The sequence below is a fragment of the Burkholderia sp. MSMB1826 genome, assembly GCF_001526325.1.
GTDB lineage: Bacteria > Pseudomonadota > Gammaproteobacteria > Burkholderiales > Burkholderiaceae > Burkholderia.
Genome location: NZ_LOYN01000015.1, coordinates 401,523 through 415,982 on the forward strand (window position 1 = coordinate 401,523; position 14,460 = coordinate 415,982).

The 14,460-nt window shown below is 67.8% G+C and carries 13 protein-coding genes and 1 pseudogene; 5 read left to right on the forward strand and 9 right to left on the reverse strand.

Annotated features, from left to right (window positions below; genetic code table 11):
• Positions 1–22: 22 nt before the first annotated feature.
• From WS95_RS08720 to WS95_RS08750, 7 genes and pseudogenes are all read right to left on the reverse strand, one after another.
• Positions 23–1,523: pseudogene (locus WS95_RS08720) on the reverse strand (aldehyde dehydrogenase family protein).
• Between the two features lie 33 nt (positions 1,524–1,556).
• On the reverse strand, positions 1,557–2,063 hold the full coding sequence (locus WS95_RS08725) for a c-type cytochrome (protein ID WP_034204287.1): 507 nt from the start codon (positions 2,061–2,063) through the stop codon (positions 1,557–1,559).
• Complete coding sequence (locus WS95_RS08730) at positions 2,060–2,560, reverse strand: c-type cytochrome (protein ID WP_059823317.1); 501 nt, start codon at positions 2,558–2,560, stop codon at positions 2,060–2,062. Before WS95_RS08730 ends, WS95_RS08725 begins: the two co-directional genes overlap by 4 nt.
• A complete protein-coding gene (locus WS95_RS08735) occupies positions 2,557–3,102 on the reverse strand; it encodes a methylamine dehydrogenase light chain (protein ID WP_059786226.1) in 546 nt (181 codons plus the stop codon). Before WS95_RS08735 ends, WS95_RS08730 begins: the two co-directional genes overlap by 4 nt.
• 39 nt (positions 3,103–3,141) lie before the next feature.
• Positions 3,142–3,777 (reverse strand): methylamine dehydrogenase accessory protein MauD, encoded by a 636-nt coding sequence (gene mauD / locus WS95_RS08740; protein WP_059823319.1) that lies wholly within the window; start codon positions 3,775–3,777, stop codon positions 3,142–3,144.
• On the reverse strand, positions 3,774–4,328 hold the full coding sequence (locus WS95_RS08745; RefSeq protein WP_059786163.1) for a MauE/DoxX family redox-associated membrane protein: 555 nt from the start codon (positions 4,326–4,328) through the stop codon (positions 3,774–3,776). The genes mauD and WS95_RS08745 overlap by 4 nt, the downstream gene beginning before the upstream one ends.
• A gap of 7 nt (positions 4,329–4,335) precedes the next feature.
• Positions 4,336–5,493 carry an amine dehydrogenase large subunit gene (locus WS95_RS08750; RefSeq protein WP_059823321.1) on the reverse strand — a complete coding sequence of 386 codons (1,158 nt, stop codon included), beginning with the start codon at positions 5,491–5,493 and terminating at the stop codon, positions 4,336–4,338.
• Positions 5,494–5,733: 240 nt separating this feature from the next.
• Between WS95_RS08750 and WS95_RS08755 the strand changes: the two genes are divergently transcribed.
• The 5 genes from WS95_RS08755 (at position 5,734) to WS95_RS08775 (ending at position 11,787) form a co-directional block, all read left to right on the forward strand.
• Entirely contained in the window at positions 5,734–6,696 is a 963-nt protein-coding gene (locus tag WS95_RS08755; RefSeq protein ID WP_034204281.1) for a helix-turn-helix domain-containing protein, read from the forward strand.
• Positions 6,697–6,823: 127 nt separating this feature from the next.
• The gene (locus WS95_RS08760; protein WP_059823322.1) at positions 6,824–7,768 is read left to right on the forward strand and encodes a GlxA family transcriptional regulator; all 945 of its coding nucleotides are present in this window, start codon (positions 6,824–6,826) and stop codon (positions 7,766–7,768) included.
• A gap of 478 nt (positions 7,769–8,246) precedes the next feature.
• Positions 8,247–9,959 carry a M36 family metallopeptidase gene (locus WS95_RS08765; protein ID WP_059823324.1) on the forward strand — a complete coding sequence of 571 codons (1,713 nt, stop codon included), beginning with the start codon at positions 8,247–8,249 and terminating at the stop codon, positions 9,957–9,959.
• A gap of 80 nt (positions 9,960–10,039) precedes the next feature.
• Positions 10,040–11,293, forward strand: coding sequence for a M20/M25/M40 family metallo-hydrolase (locus WS95_RS08770; protein ID WP_059823326.1), 1,254 nt, complete (start codon positions 10,040–10,042; stop codon positions 11,291–11,293).
• A 131-nt stretch (positions 11,294–11,424) separates the two neighbouring features.
• Positions 11,425–11,787, forward strand: coding sequence for a YbjQ family protein (locus WS95_RS08775; RefSeq protein WP_034204277.1), 363 nt, complete (start codon positions 11,425–11,427; stop codon positions 11,785–11,787).
• A 13-nt stretch (positions 11,788–11,800) separates the two neighbouring features.
• On the opposite strand, the gene WS95_RS08780 is transcribed toward WS95_RS08775, so the two are convergent.
• Both WS95_RS08780 and WS95_RS08785 read right to left on the reverse strand, forming a co-directional pair.
• Positions 11,801–13,051 (reverse strand): MFS transporter, encoded by a 1,251-nt coding sequence (locus WS95_RS08780; RefSeq protein ID WP_059823327.1) that lies wholly within the window; start codon positions 13,049–13,051, stop codon positions 11,801–11,803.
• 239 nt (positions 13,052–13,290) lie between these two features.
• Positions 13,291–14,430: a porin gene (locus tag WS95_RS08785; protein ID WP_034204275.1), complete on the reverse strand. Its 1,140-nt coding sequence runs from the start codon at positions 14,428–14,430 to the stop codon at positions 13,291–13,293.
• Positions 14,431–14,460 lie beyond the last annotated feature (30 nt).

A 14,460-nucleotide genomic window follows, 5' to 3' on the forward strand; every position in this document is an offset into this window, starting at 1 on the left:
CGCGCGCAACCCGCCGCGACGCTCACGCGTAGTTCATCATCACCGACTTGCTTTCCATGTACTGGTCGATCACCGCGCGGCCGAGTTCGCGGCCGAAGCCCGACTGCTTCATCCCGCCGAACGGCAATGCATTGTCGAGCAGCGAGTGGCAATTGACCCACACGGTGCCCGCCGCAATCCGCGGCACCAGCTTGTGGATCGCCGCAAGATCGTTCGACCAGATGCTCGCGCCGAGACCATACGGCGTATCGTTCGCGAGCCGCACGGCCGTATCGGGATCGTCGAACGGCATCGCGACGAGCACCGGCCCGAAGATTTCCTCGCGCACCACGCGCATCGCCTGCGTCGTATCGACCAGCACCGTCGGTTCGACGAAGAAGCCGGGGCCGTCGATCGCACGGCCGCCGGCGGCGGCGCGCGCGCCTTCGCCGAACCCCGAGTCGATGTACCCGCACACACGCTCGCGCTGCTTCGCCGACACGAGCGGCCCGATCTGCGTCGACGGGTCCATCCCCGGGCCGATCTTCAGGCTCGTCGCGATCTTCGCGACGCGTTCGATCACGTCGTCGAAGACCGTCGAATGGATGTACGCGCGCGAACCGGCCGTGCACACCTGCCCCTGGTTGAAGAAGATCGCGTTCGCGACGCCCAGCGCGGCCTTGTCGAGATCGACGTCGGGCAGCACGATCACCGGCGACTTGCCGCCGAGTTCCAGCGACATCCGCGTCATGTTGTCGAGCGCCGCGTGGCCGATCGTCTTGCCCGTTAGCGTCGACCCGGTGAATGCGATCTTGTCGATGCGCGGATCGCGCGACAGCGCCGCGCCGGCCGTGTGCCCGTAACCGGTGACGATATTGACGACGCCGTCCGGGAACCCGGCCGCCTGGATCAGCTCGCCGAGCCGCAACGCGCTCAGCGGCGTGTCTTCGGCAGGCTTCAGCACGACGGTGCAGCCGGTCGCGAGCGCCGGCGCGATTTTCCATGCGGCCATCAGCAGCGGGAAATTCCACGGAATGATCGCGCCGACCACGCCGACGGGTTCCTTGCGCGTATAGGCGAAGATTTCGCTGTCCGGCAGATACGGCACGCCGGCGTCGATCACGCTGCCTTCGATCTTCGTCGCCCAGCCGGCCATGTAGCGAAAGCACTGCGCGGCCATCGCGACGTCGAGCCCTTGCGCGACCGTCACCGGCTTGCCGTTGTCGAGCGATTCGATTTCGGCGAGCTCGCGCGCGTTGGCTTCGATCAGGTCGGCGAGCCCCAGCATCAGGCGCTCGCGATCGGTGGTCTTCGCGCGGCGCCACGGGCCCGCATCGAATGCTTGGCGCGCGGCGGCGACGGCCTGCTGCACGTCGCGTTCGTCCGCTTCGGGCACGCGAGCGAGCACGGTGCCGTCGGCCGGGTTCACGACCTCGATCTGGCGGCCCGACGCGGCGTCGCTCCACTCGGCGCCGATCAGCATCCGGCTTCGCGAGAAACGCGCGGGTTGCGTCGAGCAGCGGAAAGGTTCCGTTCGTCTCCATGTTCACGTTTCCCTGATTCGTTGAGTCAGTCGGTCAATAGCGATCCGCGACACCGTCGATCCCGCGCGCCTGCAACGCGCGGACGAGGCCGGCGCGCACGGTCGCGACGTCCGACAGCGCGGGACGGCGGTGCGCGGCAACTTCGGCGGCCGTATACGGTTTGAAGTCGCGTGGCAGCGCATCGCGGTTCGTCGTCGTGAGCAGCCAGTTCAGCACGTCGGCCAGTTCCCGATCCGACAGCGCCGAATTCGACGCGCCGGGCACGCGCATCAGGTACTCGCGCCCGGCCGGCAGATGCGTGAAATAGCCGAGCGAATTCGCGAGCGGCGGCACCTTGCCGGGAATGCCGCCGCCCGTCGCCGTGTGGCAGCCCATGCAGTTGAGCACCCAATGCTGTCGTGCCAGCGCCGCATCGGCTGCGCCGTCCGCATGGGCAGGCCCGGCAAACGCGCAAGCCGCGGCACCCGCCAGCAGCAGCCTGGACGACAGGCGACGCGACAGGCCGCCGAACCGCGACGACGGCGCGCAAGCGCCGTTCACAGGCCGAGCCCCTTGATCACCGCCGCGCGCTGCGCGTGCACGGCCGTGCCGTCCATCGGCTTCGCGCGCGCCGCGCGGATCTCGGCCGCCGTGAACGGCTTCGCATCGCCATGCTGCGCGTTGAGGTCGAATACGACGTAATTGAGCACGTGCGCGATGTCGTCGTCGCTCGCGCTCGCGAACGACGGCATCTTGAAGTTGTAGCGCTTGTCGTGCACTTCGATCTCGCCGAACATCCCGTGCAGCAGCGTCGCGATCAACTGCGCACGCCCGGCTTCCGCCGCCGCGTACTTGCCCGGATACTCGGTCAGCGGCGGCGCAAGGCCGTCCTGCCCTTTCCCGCCCGCCTGGTGACACACCGCGCACTGCGTGTCGAACACGCCTTTCCCGGCCGGGTAACGCACGGTGTCCTGTGCGCCGGCCGCGTCGGGTAACGCGATGGCCGCAATGGCCGTCATGTATGCCACGACGATTTTTCCCGCCTGCTTCACGCTCATTGTCTTGCCGCTCCCAGCAGAACCGAAACCGAACAGTGGTAATTCGAATTACCGTTCGCCATGCACCAGTTGATGTCGTTGTTCAGCGACAGCTTGTACAGCGGCTTCTCGCGCTCGTTGCGGTTGCAGAAGCACTTGCCGCACGAGGTCTTGCCGCAGCAATCGTTGTACGAAACGATGTAGTCCGAACCGTCGTGGGGATTGCGGCAGGTGCCGATCCACGTGATCGGCGAAGGCGTCGTGCCCGGCGGGCAACTGCTCGACGTGCCGCCGCAGCAACTGCACAGCCAGCCGTCGATCGCGCAGTATTTCCAGTAGTCGCAGCTCGTCGGGTCGTCGCTTGCGCCCGATGCGGCAGCGCCGGATGCGCCCGACGCCGCGGATGCCGCGTCGGCCGCGTACGCGGTGCGGTCGACGGGCAGCAGCGGCAGCAGCGCCGAACCCACCAGCACCTTGCCGAGCTTCGCCATCGCGCTGCGCCGCGAACTGTGCTGCGCGACGCCGCGCGCCGACCGCTCGAACCATGAATCAAACACGCCCATGTCGTCGTTCTCCAATGACGTTGAAAAAGGTTCGGCCGGTCACGCGTGCTGCGCGTGCCCGTCGTGGGCATCGTGGCGCGGCGCGCCGTGCACGTACTGCTGCAGCGACGCGACGCCGCGCTCCTTCGCCTCGAACAGGCTCTCGAGATGCTCGCGCGTGTTGACGAGCCCCTTCGCGCGCACGGTGCCCGTTTCGTCGAGCAGCACCGCATACGGCAGCTTGCCGATCTGATACGCGAGGCCGAGCTCCTGCGACAGCACGTACGGGAAGCGCCCGAGGTCGTGCTTTCGCGTGAAGCGCACGTGTTCGTCGGCATCGCCGTCGCTCGCGAGCACGATGTTCACCGGCGTCGCTTCGCTGGCCTGCAGCGACGGCAGCAGCGGCAGCAGCTTCTTGCAGACCGGGCACGTCGGCGACAGGAAGAACAGCAGCGTCGCCTTGCCCGATGCGTCGATGCCGCCGACCTTCACGTGCGAGCCGCGAATGTCGGTCAGTTCGAACGTCGGCGCGATCGCGCCGACCGCCGGCCCCTTGTCGATCATCAGCGCGCCGGCCGGCATGATGCGTTCGTACAGGATGCCGATCTGGCGCACCAGGGCGAGGCAGATCGCGCCGAGCGCGAGAACGGCCACCCACAGCAGGGCGGTGGAAACGGTGAGAGCGGTTTGCATCATGAATTCCTCAGGTGGGCAAGGCGCGGGACGTTGGCGAGCAGCACGTCGACGGTGAGCAGCGCGCAGACGATCAGCAGCACGGAAAAGAACAGCGTCAGGTAGTCGAGCCACACGACGGCGCGCGTGCCCGGCTCGACGAACGCGGTCGCGGCCAGCGCGACGAGCAGCAGCACGCGGCCGACATGCAGCCAGCCGATGCCGCGCGGTGCGTCCGCACGGGCGGCGGTGAAGCCGGAACAGCCGCAGTCGATGTCGGTGTGGCCGCGCAGCAGGTTGATCGCGAGGCCGGCGGCGAACGCCAGGAGCAACGCGATCAGCGCGATCGCGCCGGCCGTGCGCGTATCGGGAAACAGCAGCGCCGCCGCGCCGATCGCTTCTGCCAACGGAATCGCGAACGCGACCGGCGCGTTCAGCGCATCGGGCAGCAGCCGGTAGCCGGCGAGCGCCTGGCGGAACGCGGCGGGCCGGCGCATCTTCGCGAAGGCGCCGAGCAGCACGACGGCGGCCGCGCCGGCCTGCGCGCTGGTGGCGAGTACGGGATCGAGGGTCATCGCGGCCTCACGGGTTGACGAGCAGCGACGACGTATTGCCGATCTGCTTCTCGACGTGCCGCAGCGCGCCGGTGCGCGCATCCATCACGACGAGATCGGAGGTCGCCGTCAGCCCGTAGAACAGCGGCTTGTCGTCCTCGCTGACCTGGATCGACACGAGCGGATCGACCTTCTGCTGTGCGAGATCCCAGCGCGCGACGCGCTGCTTCGACTTCAGGTCATACACCCACACCTGCGTGCCGGGATCCTTGTGCGAGCCGTCGGCGCCCTTGTGCATCAGCACGTAATAACGGTTCTGCTTCGCGTGCACGGCCGTCTGCTGCATGCCGCCCGGGCGCCAGCCTTCCGCGCGCTCGGCGTCCGTCAACAGCGGCCACGGCTTGCCGAACGCCGGCTTGTCGCCGCTGAAATCGGCACTGCGCACGTTGCCGCCGTAGGTGGTGAACAGATAGTCGCCCTGGTACCGCGACGCGTTCACGAACGCCGGATCCTTGTCGACGTCGATGAACGCATCCGACATCGTGCGCTTCGTTTCCCTGCCGTTCGCGTCGAGCGTGACGGTCAGCGCCTTGCCGCTTTCGCACAGCGCGGTGAAACGGTCGTTGCCCGACGGATACGCGAGCACGCACGCGGCCATGTCGATCTCCGACAGCACCCGCTTCGAGACGGCGTCGATCACCGTCACCGATGCGGCCGGCGTGATGTTCGCGACGTACAGCCGCTTGCCGTCGGCGCTGAACGCGGTGTTGTACGGCGACGGCACGTGCTGCGCATGCTTCGCCGGAATCACGATCTCGCCCGCGTGATCGAGGGTCGCGTTGTCGATCATCTCGACGACGTCGGTACGCGTGCCGTGCGAGCCTCGCGAGAAGTAGGTCGTCGCGACGAAGCTGGTCTTGCGGTCGGGCGAGATCGCGAAGCCGGGGGCGAAGCCGCCGTCGATCTGGCCGAGCAGTTTCTTCGCATCGGCGTCGTATACGTAGATGCGCCCGTCGGTCATCGACGGCATCGAAATGTCGACGATGTAGAGCGCGTGCGGATGCCACGGCGGCATCTTCTGCACGACCAGTTCTTCGGGTTTTTCCGCCGCGTTCGCGCCGCCGGCCCATGCCGCCGCCAACGCCAGCGTCGCCGCGAGCGCCGCGGTTCGCCGCCTTGTCCTCATGCCGCCTCCAGTGGGGGTTCACGTGATGTGGAGCGACTGTAGTTCGACAATAAAGCCGGCCGGCACCCGGACCGGCAACGCGTGCGTGCCGATTCGGGATATTGGAAATGCGCGTGAAAGCCACGCGGGCGCACGCCTTCCGACCCTCCGAAGCGCGCGCGCGGAATAGCGCTCCCCCGTATTGCGCCGACCGCCCGGTCGGTTTAGTCTTGCGCGGTCCGAACGATCGCCGGAGGCGCCATGCGTGTGTTACATCAGAGGTTCGACGACGCAGACCGGCATGCCGCGGCGCTGCGCGGCTGGGATCAGCGTTACGACCAGATCGGGGCCGGCCCGTATCGCAGCGTGGTCAAACACGCGGTGCTCGACGGCGTGCAACTGTTCCAGGAAACGGCGAACGTGCGCATCATCCAGCGCGGATGCTTGCCGCCCGGCCATACGGTATTCGGGATGCCGCTCGCCGGCTCGGGCGCCTTCGCCTTCGGCAATGCGCGCGTCGAGCCCGGTACGATCGTGATGGCGCGCGGCGGCGTACCGTTCGAACTCCATTCGCCCGACGACATGTCGATGATCGGCGTGGTCGTCGAACCCGAGTTGATGCAGCAGATCGAAGATGCCGCCGGCGTCCGGCTGGACGCACGCGCGCTGCGACGCGGCGTGGTCGAGGTGCCGGTCGCCGCGCGCGAGCGCGCGAGCGTGCAACTCGCCACGCTGCTCGAACGCGTGCTGTCGGCGCCCGATACGTTCGACGCGGCACGCGTGCAGCGCGCGATGCGCGCCGACATCGGCAACGTGCTGGTCGATCTCATGACCTACCGGATACCCGAGCCGCCGCACCGGCTCACGCACGCGTGCCACGCCGACATCGTGCGCCGCGTGCACGACTACGTGATCGACCACCCGGAAGCACCCGTCGACATCCTGAGCCTGTGCACGCAACTGCGCGTCAGCCGGCGCACGATGCAGAACAGTTTTCAATCGGTCGTGCAGACGACGCCGCTCAACTACACGCGCTCGCTGCGCCTCGCGCAGGTGCGACGCCTGCTGCTCGACACGCGGCAATCCGACCTGCCGATCAGCGAGGCGGCCGCACGCTGGGGCTTCATCCATCTCGGGCATTTCGCGAATGCTTACAAGGCCCAATTCGGCGAATTGCCGTCGACGACTGCGCGCCGGACGGTGCATCGTGCAAAAACGCGCTGAGCGCCGGCAAAACCCGCGATAATCCCGGCTCGAACGTCCGGCGCCCGCGAGCCGGGCGCGGCCCGCGTCGGCCCGCCCGTCGCGACGCGCGGCACGCACCGCCCACCTGCTTGCACCCCACACCCCGATGCCCGAGGATTTCCACTTCCTGTTGCTGCCCGGCTTCTCCGCGCTCGGCTTCATGTCCGCGGTCGAGCCGCTGCGCGTCGCGAACCGCTTTCGCACCGAGCTGTATCGCTGGCACGTGATCAGCCTGGATGGCGCACCCGTGGCCGCGAGCAACGGCATTCCGGTCGCCGCCGAAGCCGCGTGCGCGGACGTCCCGCAGGTCGATACGGTGTTCGTCGTCGCGGGCTTCGATCCGCTCGTGTGCTACACGCGCACGCTCGGCGACTGGCTGCGCCGCCAGCACCGGCATGGCGCCACGCTGGGCGGCATCGATACGGGCAGCTTCGTGCTCGCGGAAGCCGGGTTGTTCGACGCATCGCAGCCGCTGACGCTGCATTGGGAAGCGCTGGCCGCGTTCCGCGAGCGCTATCCCGGCCTGAACGCGACGCAGGAGCTGTTCGAGATCGACGACCGGCGCATCACGTGCGCGGGCGGCACCGCGTCGATCGACATGATGCTCGACCTGATCGGCCGCCGGCACGGCGCCGACCTCGCGGCGGCGATCTCCGAGCAGTTCGTCGTCAGCCGCATCCGGCAGCGCTCGGACAGCCAGCGGCTCGAGATCGCCGCGCGCTACGGCGTGCACAACCGCAAGCTGATCCAGGTGATCGGAACGATGCAACGGCACATGGACACCCCGCTCGGCTCCGACGCGCTCGCGCGGGAAGTCTCGATCACGCGGCGCCAGCTCGAGCGGCTGTTCAGCGCGACGCTGAACGACACGCCGACGCGCTTCTACCTGAACCTGCGCCTCGATCGCGCACGCGAACTGCTGCAGCAGACCGACATGAGCATCACGTCGGTGTGCGTCGCGTGCGGCTTCGAATCGCCGTCGCATTTTTCGCGCACCTATCGCGCGCGATTCGGGATGAGCCCGCGCAGCGACCGGCGGCCGACGCGCTGATCGTCTCGGCTTTTGATCACAATCCGGCGCGGTATTGCGCGTTCCGGCGGCGTTTCCCGCCGTTCGCTGAACAATGCCGGCGACTGGTCGACGAACCGAAGCGGTCATCGAAAATAATCTGGAATGTCGTTGAAAATATTCTGTAACATACCAAACAAAGTTAGATAGGCAGCCTAACGACTCGATCGACGGGCTCGACGGACGTCGGGTCACGCAGGCTGCCAACCGATATCCAATATCGATCCGAGGGGTATGACATGACGATGCTCGATTCGCCGTCGCCGCACCTGCCTGCCGTTCGCTTCTCCTCCGCTTCGCCTGCCCGCTTCTTTTCGACCTGACATTTAGGTTTCCTTAGTCAGTCGACACCCCAACACCGCTTCGCCGCACCGGTTCCATCGAACCGGCGCGCGGGCCGTGTCGTGCCTGCTCGCCACGAGCGCGCGGGCGTGTCCAACCGTTGAGATGAGGATCACGTATGCAGACATCACGCAAAGCATTGCCGCTCGCCCTGAGTCTCGCGCTCGGTTTCGGCATCGTCGGCGGCACCCTGGCCGATACGAAAGCGCCGAATCCGCAGGCCGCGAGCCTGCGCGAAAGCCTGACGCGCGGCGTCGCGCCGCCGGCCGCGAAGGCCGACACGGCCGCCGGGCAGTTCCGCGCGGACGGCGTCGCCGTCACGCTGTACAACCCGGCCTATCGCGTCAAGAAAGCCGCCGCGACGCCCGCGGCCACCGCGCGCGACTTCGTCGCGTCGCAAGCGGCGCAGCTCGGGCTCGACGCCGCCGCGCTCGCGAGCCTCGTCGTCACGTCGGAACGCGACGACGCCGACTTCACCGTCGTGCGCCTGCAGCAGCAGGCGGCCGGCTTGCCCGTGTACGGCAGCGACATCGCAGTGACCGTCGCGAAGGACGGCCGCATCCTGTACGTCGCGAGCAACACGATCAGCGGCGTGGTCGCGACGGCGCGCAAGTCGCAGGCCGTCGACCAGCAACAGGCGTTCGACCGCGCCCGCGCGTATCTCGGCGCGAGCGGCTTCACGCATCTCGATGCGCAACTCGTCGCGTTCGTCGACAAGGCCGGCACGCACACCGCGTGGAAGGTGCGCGGCCGCCCGCAGGACGGCCCGAAAGGCGACTGGGAGCTGCTGATCGATTCGGGCAGCGGCGAAGTGCTGCGCGCCGAGGACAAGGCGTTCTACGCGACCGACGGCACCGGCTTCGTGTTCCGCCCCGATCCGCTGTCGCCGACGAAGAGCAGCTACGGCAGCACGGGCTACAAGGACGGCAACGACGCCGATTCGACGCAGCTCACGGCCGCGCGCGTACGCGTGACGCTGAAGGATCTCGCGCAGTCGGGCACGCGCTACACGCTGACGGGCCCGTACGCGGCATGCGTCGATTTCGATGCGCCGCTCGACAAGGCCTGCCCGTCGCAATCCACGCCCGCGTTCGAATTCACGCGCGGCAACCTGTATTTCGAGGCCGTGAACGCGTACTACCACATCGACACGTTCCTGCGTTACGTGAACCAGACGCTCGGCATCAAGGCGCTGCCGTACCAGTACACGGGCGGCGTGCAGTACGACCCGCACGGCGAATCGGGCGACGACAACTCGTCGTACTCGTCGAGCAGCGGCCGGCTGACCTTCGGGCAAGGCGGCGTCGACGACGCGGAAGACGCGGACGTCGTGATCCACGAGCTCGGCCACGGCATTCACGACTGGATCACCAACGGCGGCCTGTCGCAACAGGAAGGCTTGTCGGAAGGCACCGGCGACTATCTCGCCGCCGCGTACAGCCGCGACTTCAACCAGTGGAGCCCGTCGGATGCGCAGTATCACTGGGTCTACAACTGGGACGGCCACAACGAGTTCTGGGGCGGCCGCGTGACCAACTGGAACGTCGGGCGCACCTATGCGCAGGCGCGCGGCGCGGAGATCCACACGGCCGGCCAGTACTGGGCGTCGTGCAACCTCGTCGCACGCGATGCGATCGGCGCGCAGGCGATGGACAAGGCGTTCCTGAAGGGGCTGTCGATGACCAACGGCTCGACCAACCAGAAGGCCGCCGCGCAAGCGGTGCTGACGGCCGCATCCGCACTCGGCTACAGCAACGCGCAGCTCGCCGCGATCGGCAACGCGTACAACAAGAGCTGCACGTACGGCGTGACCGTCCCGCAGAAGTCGTAACGCCCGCAGCAGGCGGGAGCGCATCGCACGATCTGCGGCGCGCTCCCTTCATCGACATCGCCATCCTCACGAGATCGAACATGCCTACTCTGACATCGACCCGCCTGAGCGCCGCGCTGGGCGGCATGCTGCTGACCGCCGCCGCGCACGCGGCGCCCGTCTGGATCACGCTCGGCGACACCGCGTTCCGCCAGCTTCAACGTACCGACGCAACCGCAACCGCGCAATACAGCACGACCGTCGAAGCCGGCAAGGCGGACGACGGCGCCGCGCGTCGCGAAACCGTTCACGTCGTCGAGATCGACGATTCCCGCCTCGGCGAGCTGGCCCGCGCCGTCCACCGCACGCGCGGCCACGGGCCCGGCTACGTCGTGCACGATTCGTTCGACGACGCGCGGCAGGCGCTCCAGCCGTGGCCTGCGACGCTCGCGAAACAGGCTGCCGCCCCCGCGTACACGGTGTCGAACGTGCCGCAGATCGGCACGTGGGTCCAGCAACTGCAGGCCAGCAACATCGTCGGCACGATCACGTCGCTGTCGGGTTTCACGAACCGCTACTACACGACGTCGCACGGCGTCGCCGCGTCCGACTGGCTCGCGTTGCAGTGGAAGCAACTGGCGGCTTCGCGCGCCGACATCGCCGTCGAACAATTCGCGCACACGGGCTTTCCGCAGAAATCCGTGATCCTGACGATCCGCGGCAGCGATCCGGCCGCGGGCACCGTCGTGCTCGGAGGCCACCTCGATTCGACGGTCGGCCGCACGACGGAAAACACACGCTCGCCCGGCGCCGACGACGATGCGTCGGGCATCGCCAGCCTGACCGAGGCGCTGCGCGTGCTGCTCGCGAACGGCTACCGGCCGAAACGGACGATCAAGTTCGTCGGGTATGCGGCCGAGGAAGCCGGGTTGCTCGGCTCGAAGGCGATCGCAAAGCAGTTCCGCACGCAGAATGCGAACGTGGTCGGCGTGCTGCAGCTCGACATGACGAACTACAAGGGCGATCCGAAGGATATCTACCTGATCACCGACTACACGAACGCGGCGCAAAACGCCTACCTGACGAACCTGGCGAAGACCTACCTGCCGGAGCTTGCGATCGGCACGTCGCAGTGCGGGTACGCATGCTCGGATCACGCGTCGTGGAATGCACAGGGGTATCCGGCATCGTTCCCGTTCGAGGCCGACCAGAACGACAGCCCGTACATCCACACGGCGAACGACACGCTGGAAAACTCGGATCGGCAAGCGAACCATGCGCTGAAGTTCGGCAAGCTGGCGCTTGCCTATGCGGTCGATCTCGGCGGCATTGCCGGTGCGACGGTCAAGCGCTGAGCGTTCCCCGTCGAGCGGCTCGCACGTTCGCAGCGAAACGGGCGCTCACCCGCACGGTTGCGCCCGTTCGAATGCCTTTTCTCCGTCCGGCTAGAATCGTCGTTCGACCACTCGCCACACGCTTTCCCACCATGACCGAACCCACCCGCTCCATCGACGACCTGTCGCCCGCCCGCGTCACGACCGCGTTCGATCTACCCGGCCATACGACCGTCCGCTCGCTCGGCGTCGCACAGGGCATCGTCGTGCGCTCGCGCTCGATCGTCGGCTCGTTCGGCGCGTCGCTGCAGACGATCTTCGGCGGCAACATCACGCTCTACACGTCGCTGTGCGAAAAGGCGCGCGAGCACGCGTTCGACAAGATGCTTGCCGATGCGCGCAAGCTCGGCGCGAACGCGATCGTCGCGATGCGCTACGACTCGACCGAGATCGGCTCGGGCGTGACCGAGGTCATCTGCTACGGCACGGCCGTGCGCGTCACGCAGGATGCGTGACGTGTGATGCGCGTCACGCGTCGCGTTCGAGCGACTTCATGCGCGTGAGCTGCGGAAACAGCCGCATCCACGCGAGCGCGACGGCGATCGTCGCCGCGCCGCCAACGACGATCGCGGCCGGCGCGCCCCACCACGCGGCCGTCACGCCCGACTCGAATTCGCCGAGCTGGTTCGACGTGCCGATGAACAGCGAATTGACCGCGCTCACACGGCCGAGCATGTCGTCGGGCGTGCGCAGTTGCACGAGCGACAGGCGCACGACGACGCTCACGACATCCGATGCGCCAAGCGCCGCCAGCGCGACCAGCGACAACGCAAAGTGCCGCGACACCCCGAACACGATCGTCGCGATGCCGAACGCGATCACGCCGCCGAACATCGCGCGGCCCGGCCGGCCCTTCAACGGGAAGCGCGTGAGCCACAGCGTGCCCGCGAGCGCGCCGACCGCCGGCGCGGCGCGCAATGCGCCGAGCCCCCATGGGCCGACCTGCAGGATGTCGCGCGCGTAGATCGGCAGCAGCGCGGTCGCGCCGCCGAACAGCACGGCGAACAGATCGAGCGACAGCGCACCGAGAATCGCCGGTTCGCGCCGGATGAACGCGATGCCCGAAAACACCGAGCGCAGCGTGACCGGCTCGCGGGCCGGTGGCGCGCCGCGCAGCGGGATCGTGCCGCTCAGCATCGCCGCGATCGCGAAGGCCGCCACGCTCGTGCCGAACGCGACGGGTGCGCCGACCCCATAGAGCAACCCGCCGAACGCGGGACCGAGAATCTGCGCGGCCTGGTTGGCGGACGTCGACAGCGCGGTCGCGCGCGGCAAATCGGTGCGCGGCACGACGGCCGGCAACAGCGACGACACCGACGGCGACTCGAACGCGCGAGCCGTGCCGACGATCGCCGCGAGCGCATACACGGCCGGCGCGGCCAGCCACCCTTGCACCGCGCCGAGCAGGAACACGCCGGCGGCCAGTGCCTCGACGCCCTGGCAGATCGTCGCGATGCGCCGGCGGTCGTAGCGGTCGGCCACCTGCCCGACGACCAGCGTCAGCGCGAACATCGGCACGAACTGCGCGAGGCCGACCAGACCGAGCGCGAACGCGCTGTGCGTGAGCGCATACACGTACCAGCCGATCGCGACCGACAGGATCTGGAAGGCCAGCGACGACATCACGCGCGTGCCCCAGAAACGCCGGAACGGTGCGTGGCGAAACAGGTTGGCGGGTAACGGGGATAACGGACTGGAATCGGGCACGGGGGTGGTCATCGGGGTCTCGGCAGCTGGCTGTGCGCCCCGCAACCGTTCGGGAAACGACGGCGCACGCGGGTGCGCGCGGCAACGGGGCGGACGCGGCCAAACCGCGATGATATGCCAACCGCCGAGAACCGGCCGGGCGCCGGCCGCGCGTGCCGTCGAGCCGGCGCCTCGCACAAAAAAAAGCGCGAACCTCGGTTCGCGCCAAAGAGAGACCTCGCTGAAGACGTCACACCAACCCGCCACTCCGCTCAGAACGAATGCCGCATCCCGATCCGTACGTCGGCCTGCGTCTGCGTCGTCGACGGCGTGAAGCTGTAGCCGATCACCGCATCGACGCCCTGCGACGCGCGCAGGTAGTCGCCGGAGATGTACACGTCCGTGCGCTTCGACAGCAGATAATGCAGGCCCGCCGTGCCCTGGTTCCAGTGATGGCCCTCGAAGCGCGTGTGCTGGTAGCCCGCGATGAAGCTCAGCGCCGGCGTGAACTGGTACAGGCCGCCGCCTTCGTACACCTGCATGTGCGACGACTGGCCGAAGCCCTTGATCGTCGTGTACGAGTAGTTGGCGTCGAGCGTCAGCTTGCCGATCGTGTAGCTCGTGCCGATGCCGAACGTGCCCTGGCTGTCGACGTCCATCGGCGTGTTCGCGAACAGATCGGTGCGCGCGCCGGTCGCCGGATCGACCGTGACGGTCTGCTGGCCGAGGAACGTATGCGTGCCGATCATCGCGTACGGGTCGAACGCGTAGATGCCGTTCGGATTGTTCAGGCGCGTGTACGCGGCGCCGATGGAGAAGTCGCCCTTCGTGAAGCTCGCGCCCGCGCTCCATGCGCTGTTGCGATGGAAGTTGCCCGCGACGTTGCCGAACGAGTACATCGCGCCGAACTTGAAGCCGCTCATGTCGCTCGACAGGAACTTCACCGAATTCGGCAGGCGGTCGCCGTTGAAACGGTCGAAGTCGCCCTGGTGGATCGCATAGCCGCTGCCCCACGCCGAAATGTTGTAGATCGACACGAGTTCGTTCGTGATGTCGAGCTGGTTGCCGAACGACAGCGTGCCCCAGTCGTTTTGCAGGCCCACGTACGCCTGCCGGCCGAATTCCGCGCCGCCGAAGCCGAGTTGTCCGTTGCCGAGATGGAAGCCGCTCTCGAGCGCGAACACGGCCTTCAGGCCGCCGCCCAGGTCCTCGGTGCCCTTGAGGCCGAAGCGGTTTCCGTAGGCGACGCCGTCGTCGAACTTGACCACGTGCGACCCGCCCGTGTTGTTCACGTACGTGATGCCGGCGTCGAGAATCCCGTACAGCGTCACGCTGCTCTGCGCGTGCCCGATGGCGGGAATACAGGCCGCGCATGCAAGCGCGGCGGCTACGGCGACTTTCTTTTGCTTCATTGTCGACCACCCTCCCTGAACCGTTCGATG

Excerpts from the sequence above, each read along its gene's own strand:
- WS95_RS08730 (WP_059823317.1), bottom strand. The coding sequence starts at position 2,560 with ATGAGCGTGAAGCAGGCGGGAAAAATCGTCGTGGCATACATGACGGCC.
- WS95_RS08735 (WP_059786226.1), bottom strand. The coding sequence starts at position 3,102 with ATGGGCGTGTTTGATTCATGGTTCGAGCGGTCGGCGCGCGGCGTCGCG.
- mauD (WP_059823319.1), bottom strand. The coding sequence starts at position 3,777 with ATGATGCAAACCGCTCTCACCGTTTCCACCGCCCTGCTGTGGGTGGCC.
- WS95_RS08745 (WP_059786163.1), bottom strand. The coding sequence starts at position 4,328 with ATGACCCTCGATCCCGTACTCGCCACCAGCGCGCAGGCCGGCGCGGCC.
- WS95_RS08750 (WP_059823321.1), bottom strand. The coding sequence starts at position 5,493 with ATGAGGACAAGGCGGCGAACCGCGGCGCTCGCGGCGACGCTGGCGTTG.
- WS95_RS08755 (WP_034204281.1), top strand. The coding sequence starts at position 5,734 with ATGCGTGTGTTACATCAGAGGTTCGACGACGCAGACCGGCATGCCGCG.
- WS95_RS08760 (WP_059823322.1), top strand. The coding sequence starts at position 6,824 with ATGCCCGAGGATTTCCACTTCCTGTTGCTGCCCGGCTTCTCCGCGCTC.
- WS95_RS08765 (WP_059823324.1), top strand. The coding sequence starts at position 8,247 with ATGCAGACATCACGCAAAGCATTGCCGCTCGCCCTGAGTCTCGCGCTC.
- WS95_RS08770 (WP_059823326.1), top strand. The coding sequence starts at position 10,040 with ATGCCTACTCTGACATCGACCCGCCTGAGCGCCGCGCTGGGCGGCATG.
- WS95_RS08775 (WP_034204277.1), top strand. The coding sequence starts at position 11,425 with ATGACCGAACCCACCCGCTCCATCGACGACCTGTCGCCCGCCCGCGTC.
- WS95_RS08780 (WP_059823327.1), bottom strand. The coding sequence starts at position 13,051 with ATGACCACCCCCGTGCCCGATTCCAGTCCGTTATCCCCGTTACCCGCC.
- WS95_RS08785 (WP_034204275.1), bottom strand. The coding sequence starts at position 14,430 with ATGAAGCAAAAGAAAGTCGCCGTAGCCGCCGCGCTTGCATGCGCGGCC.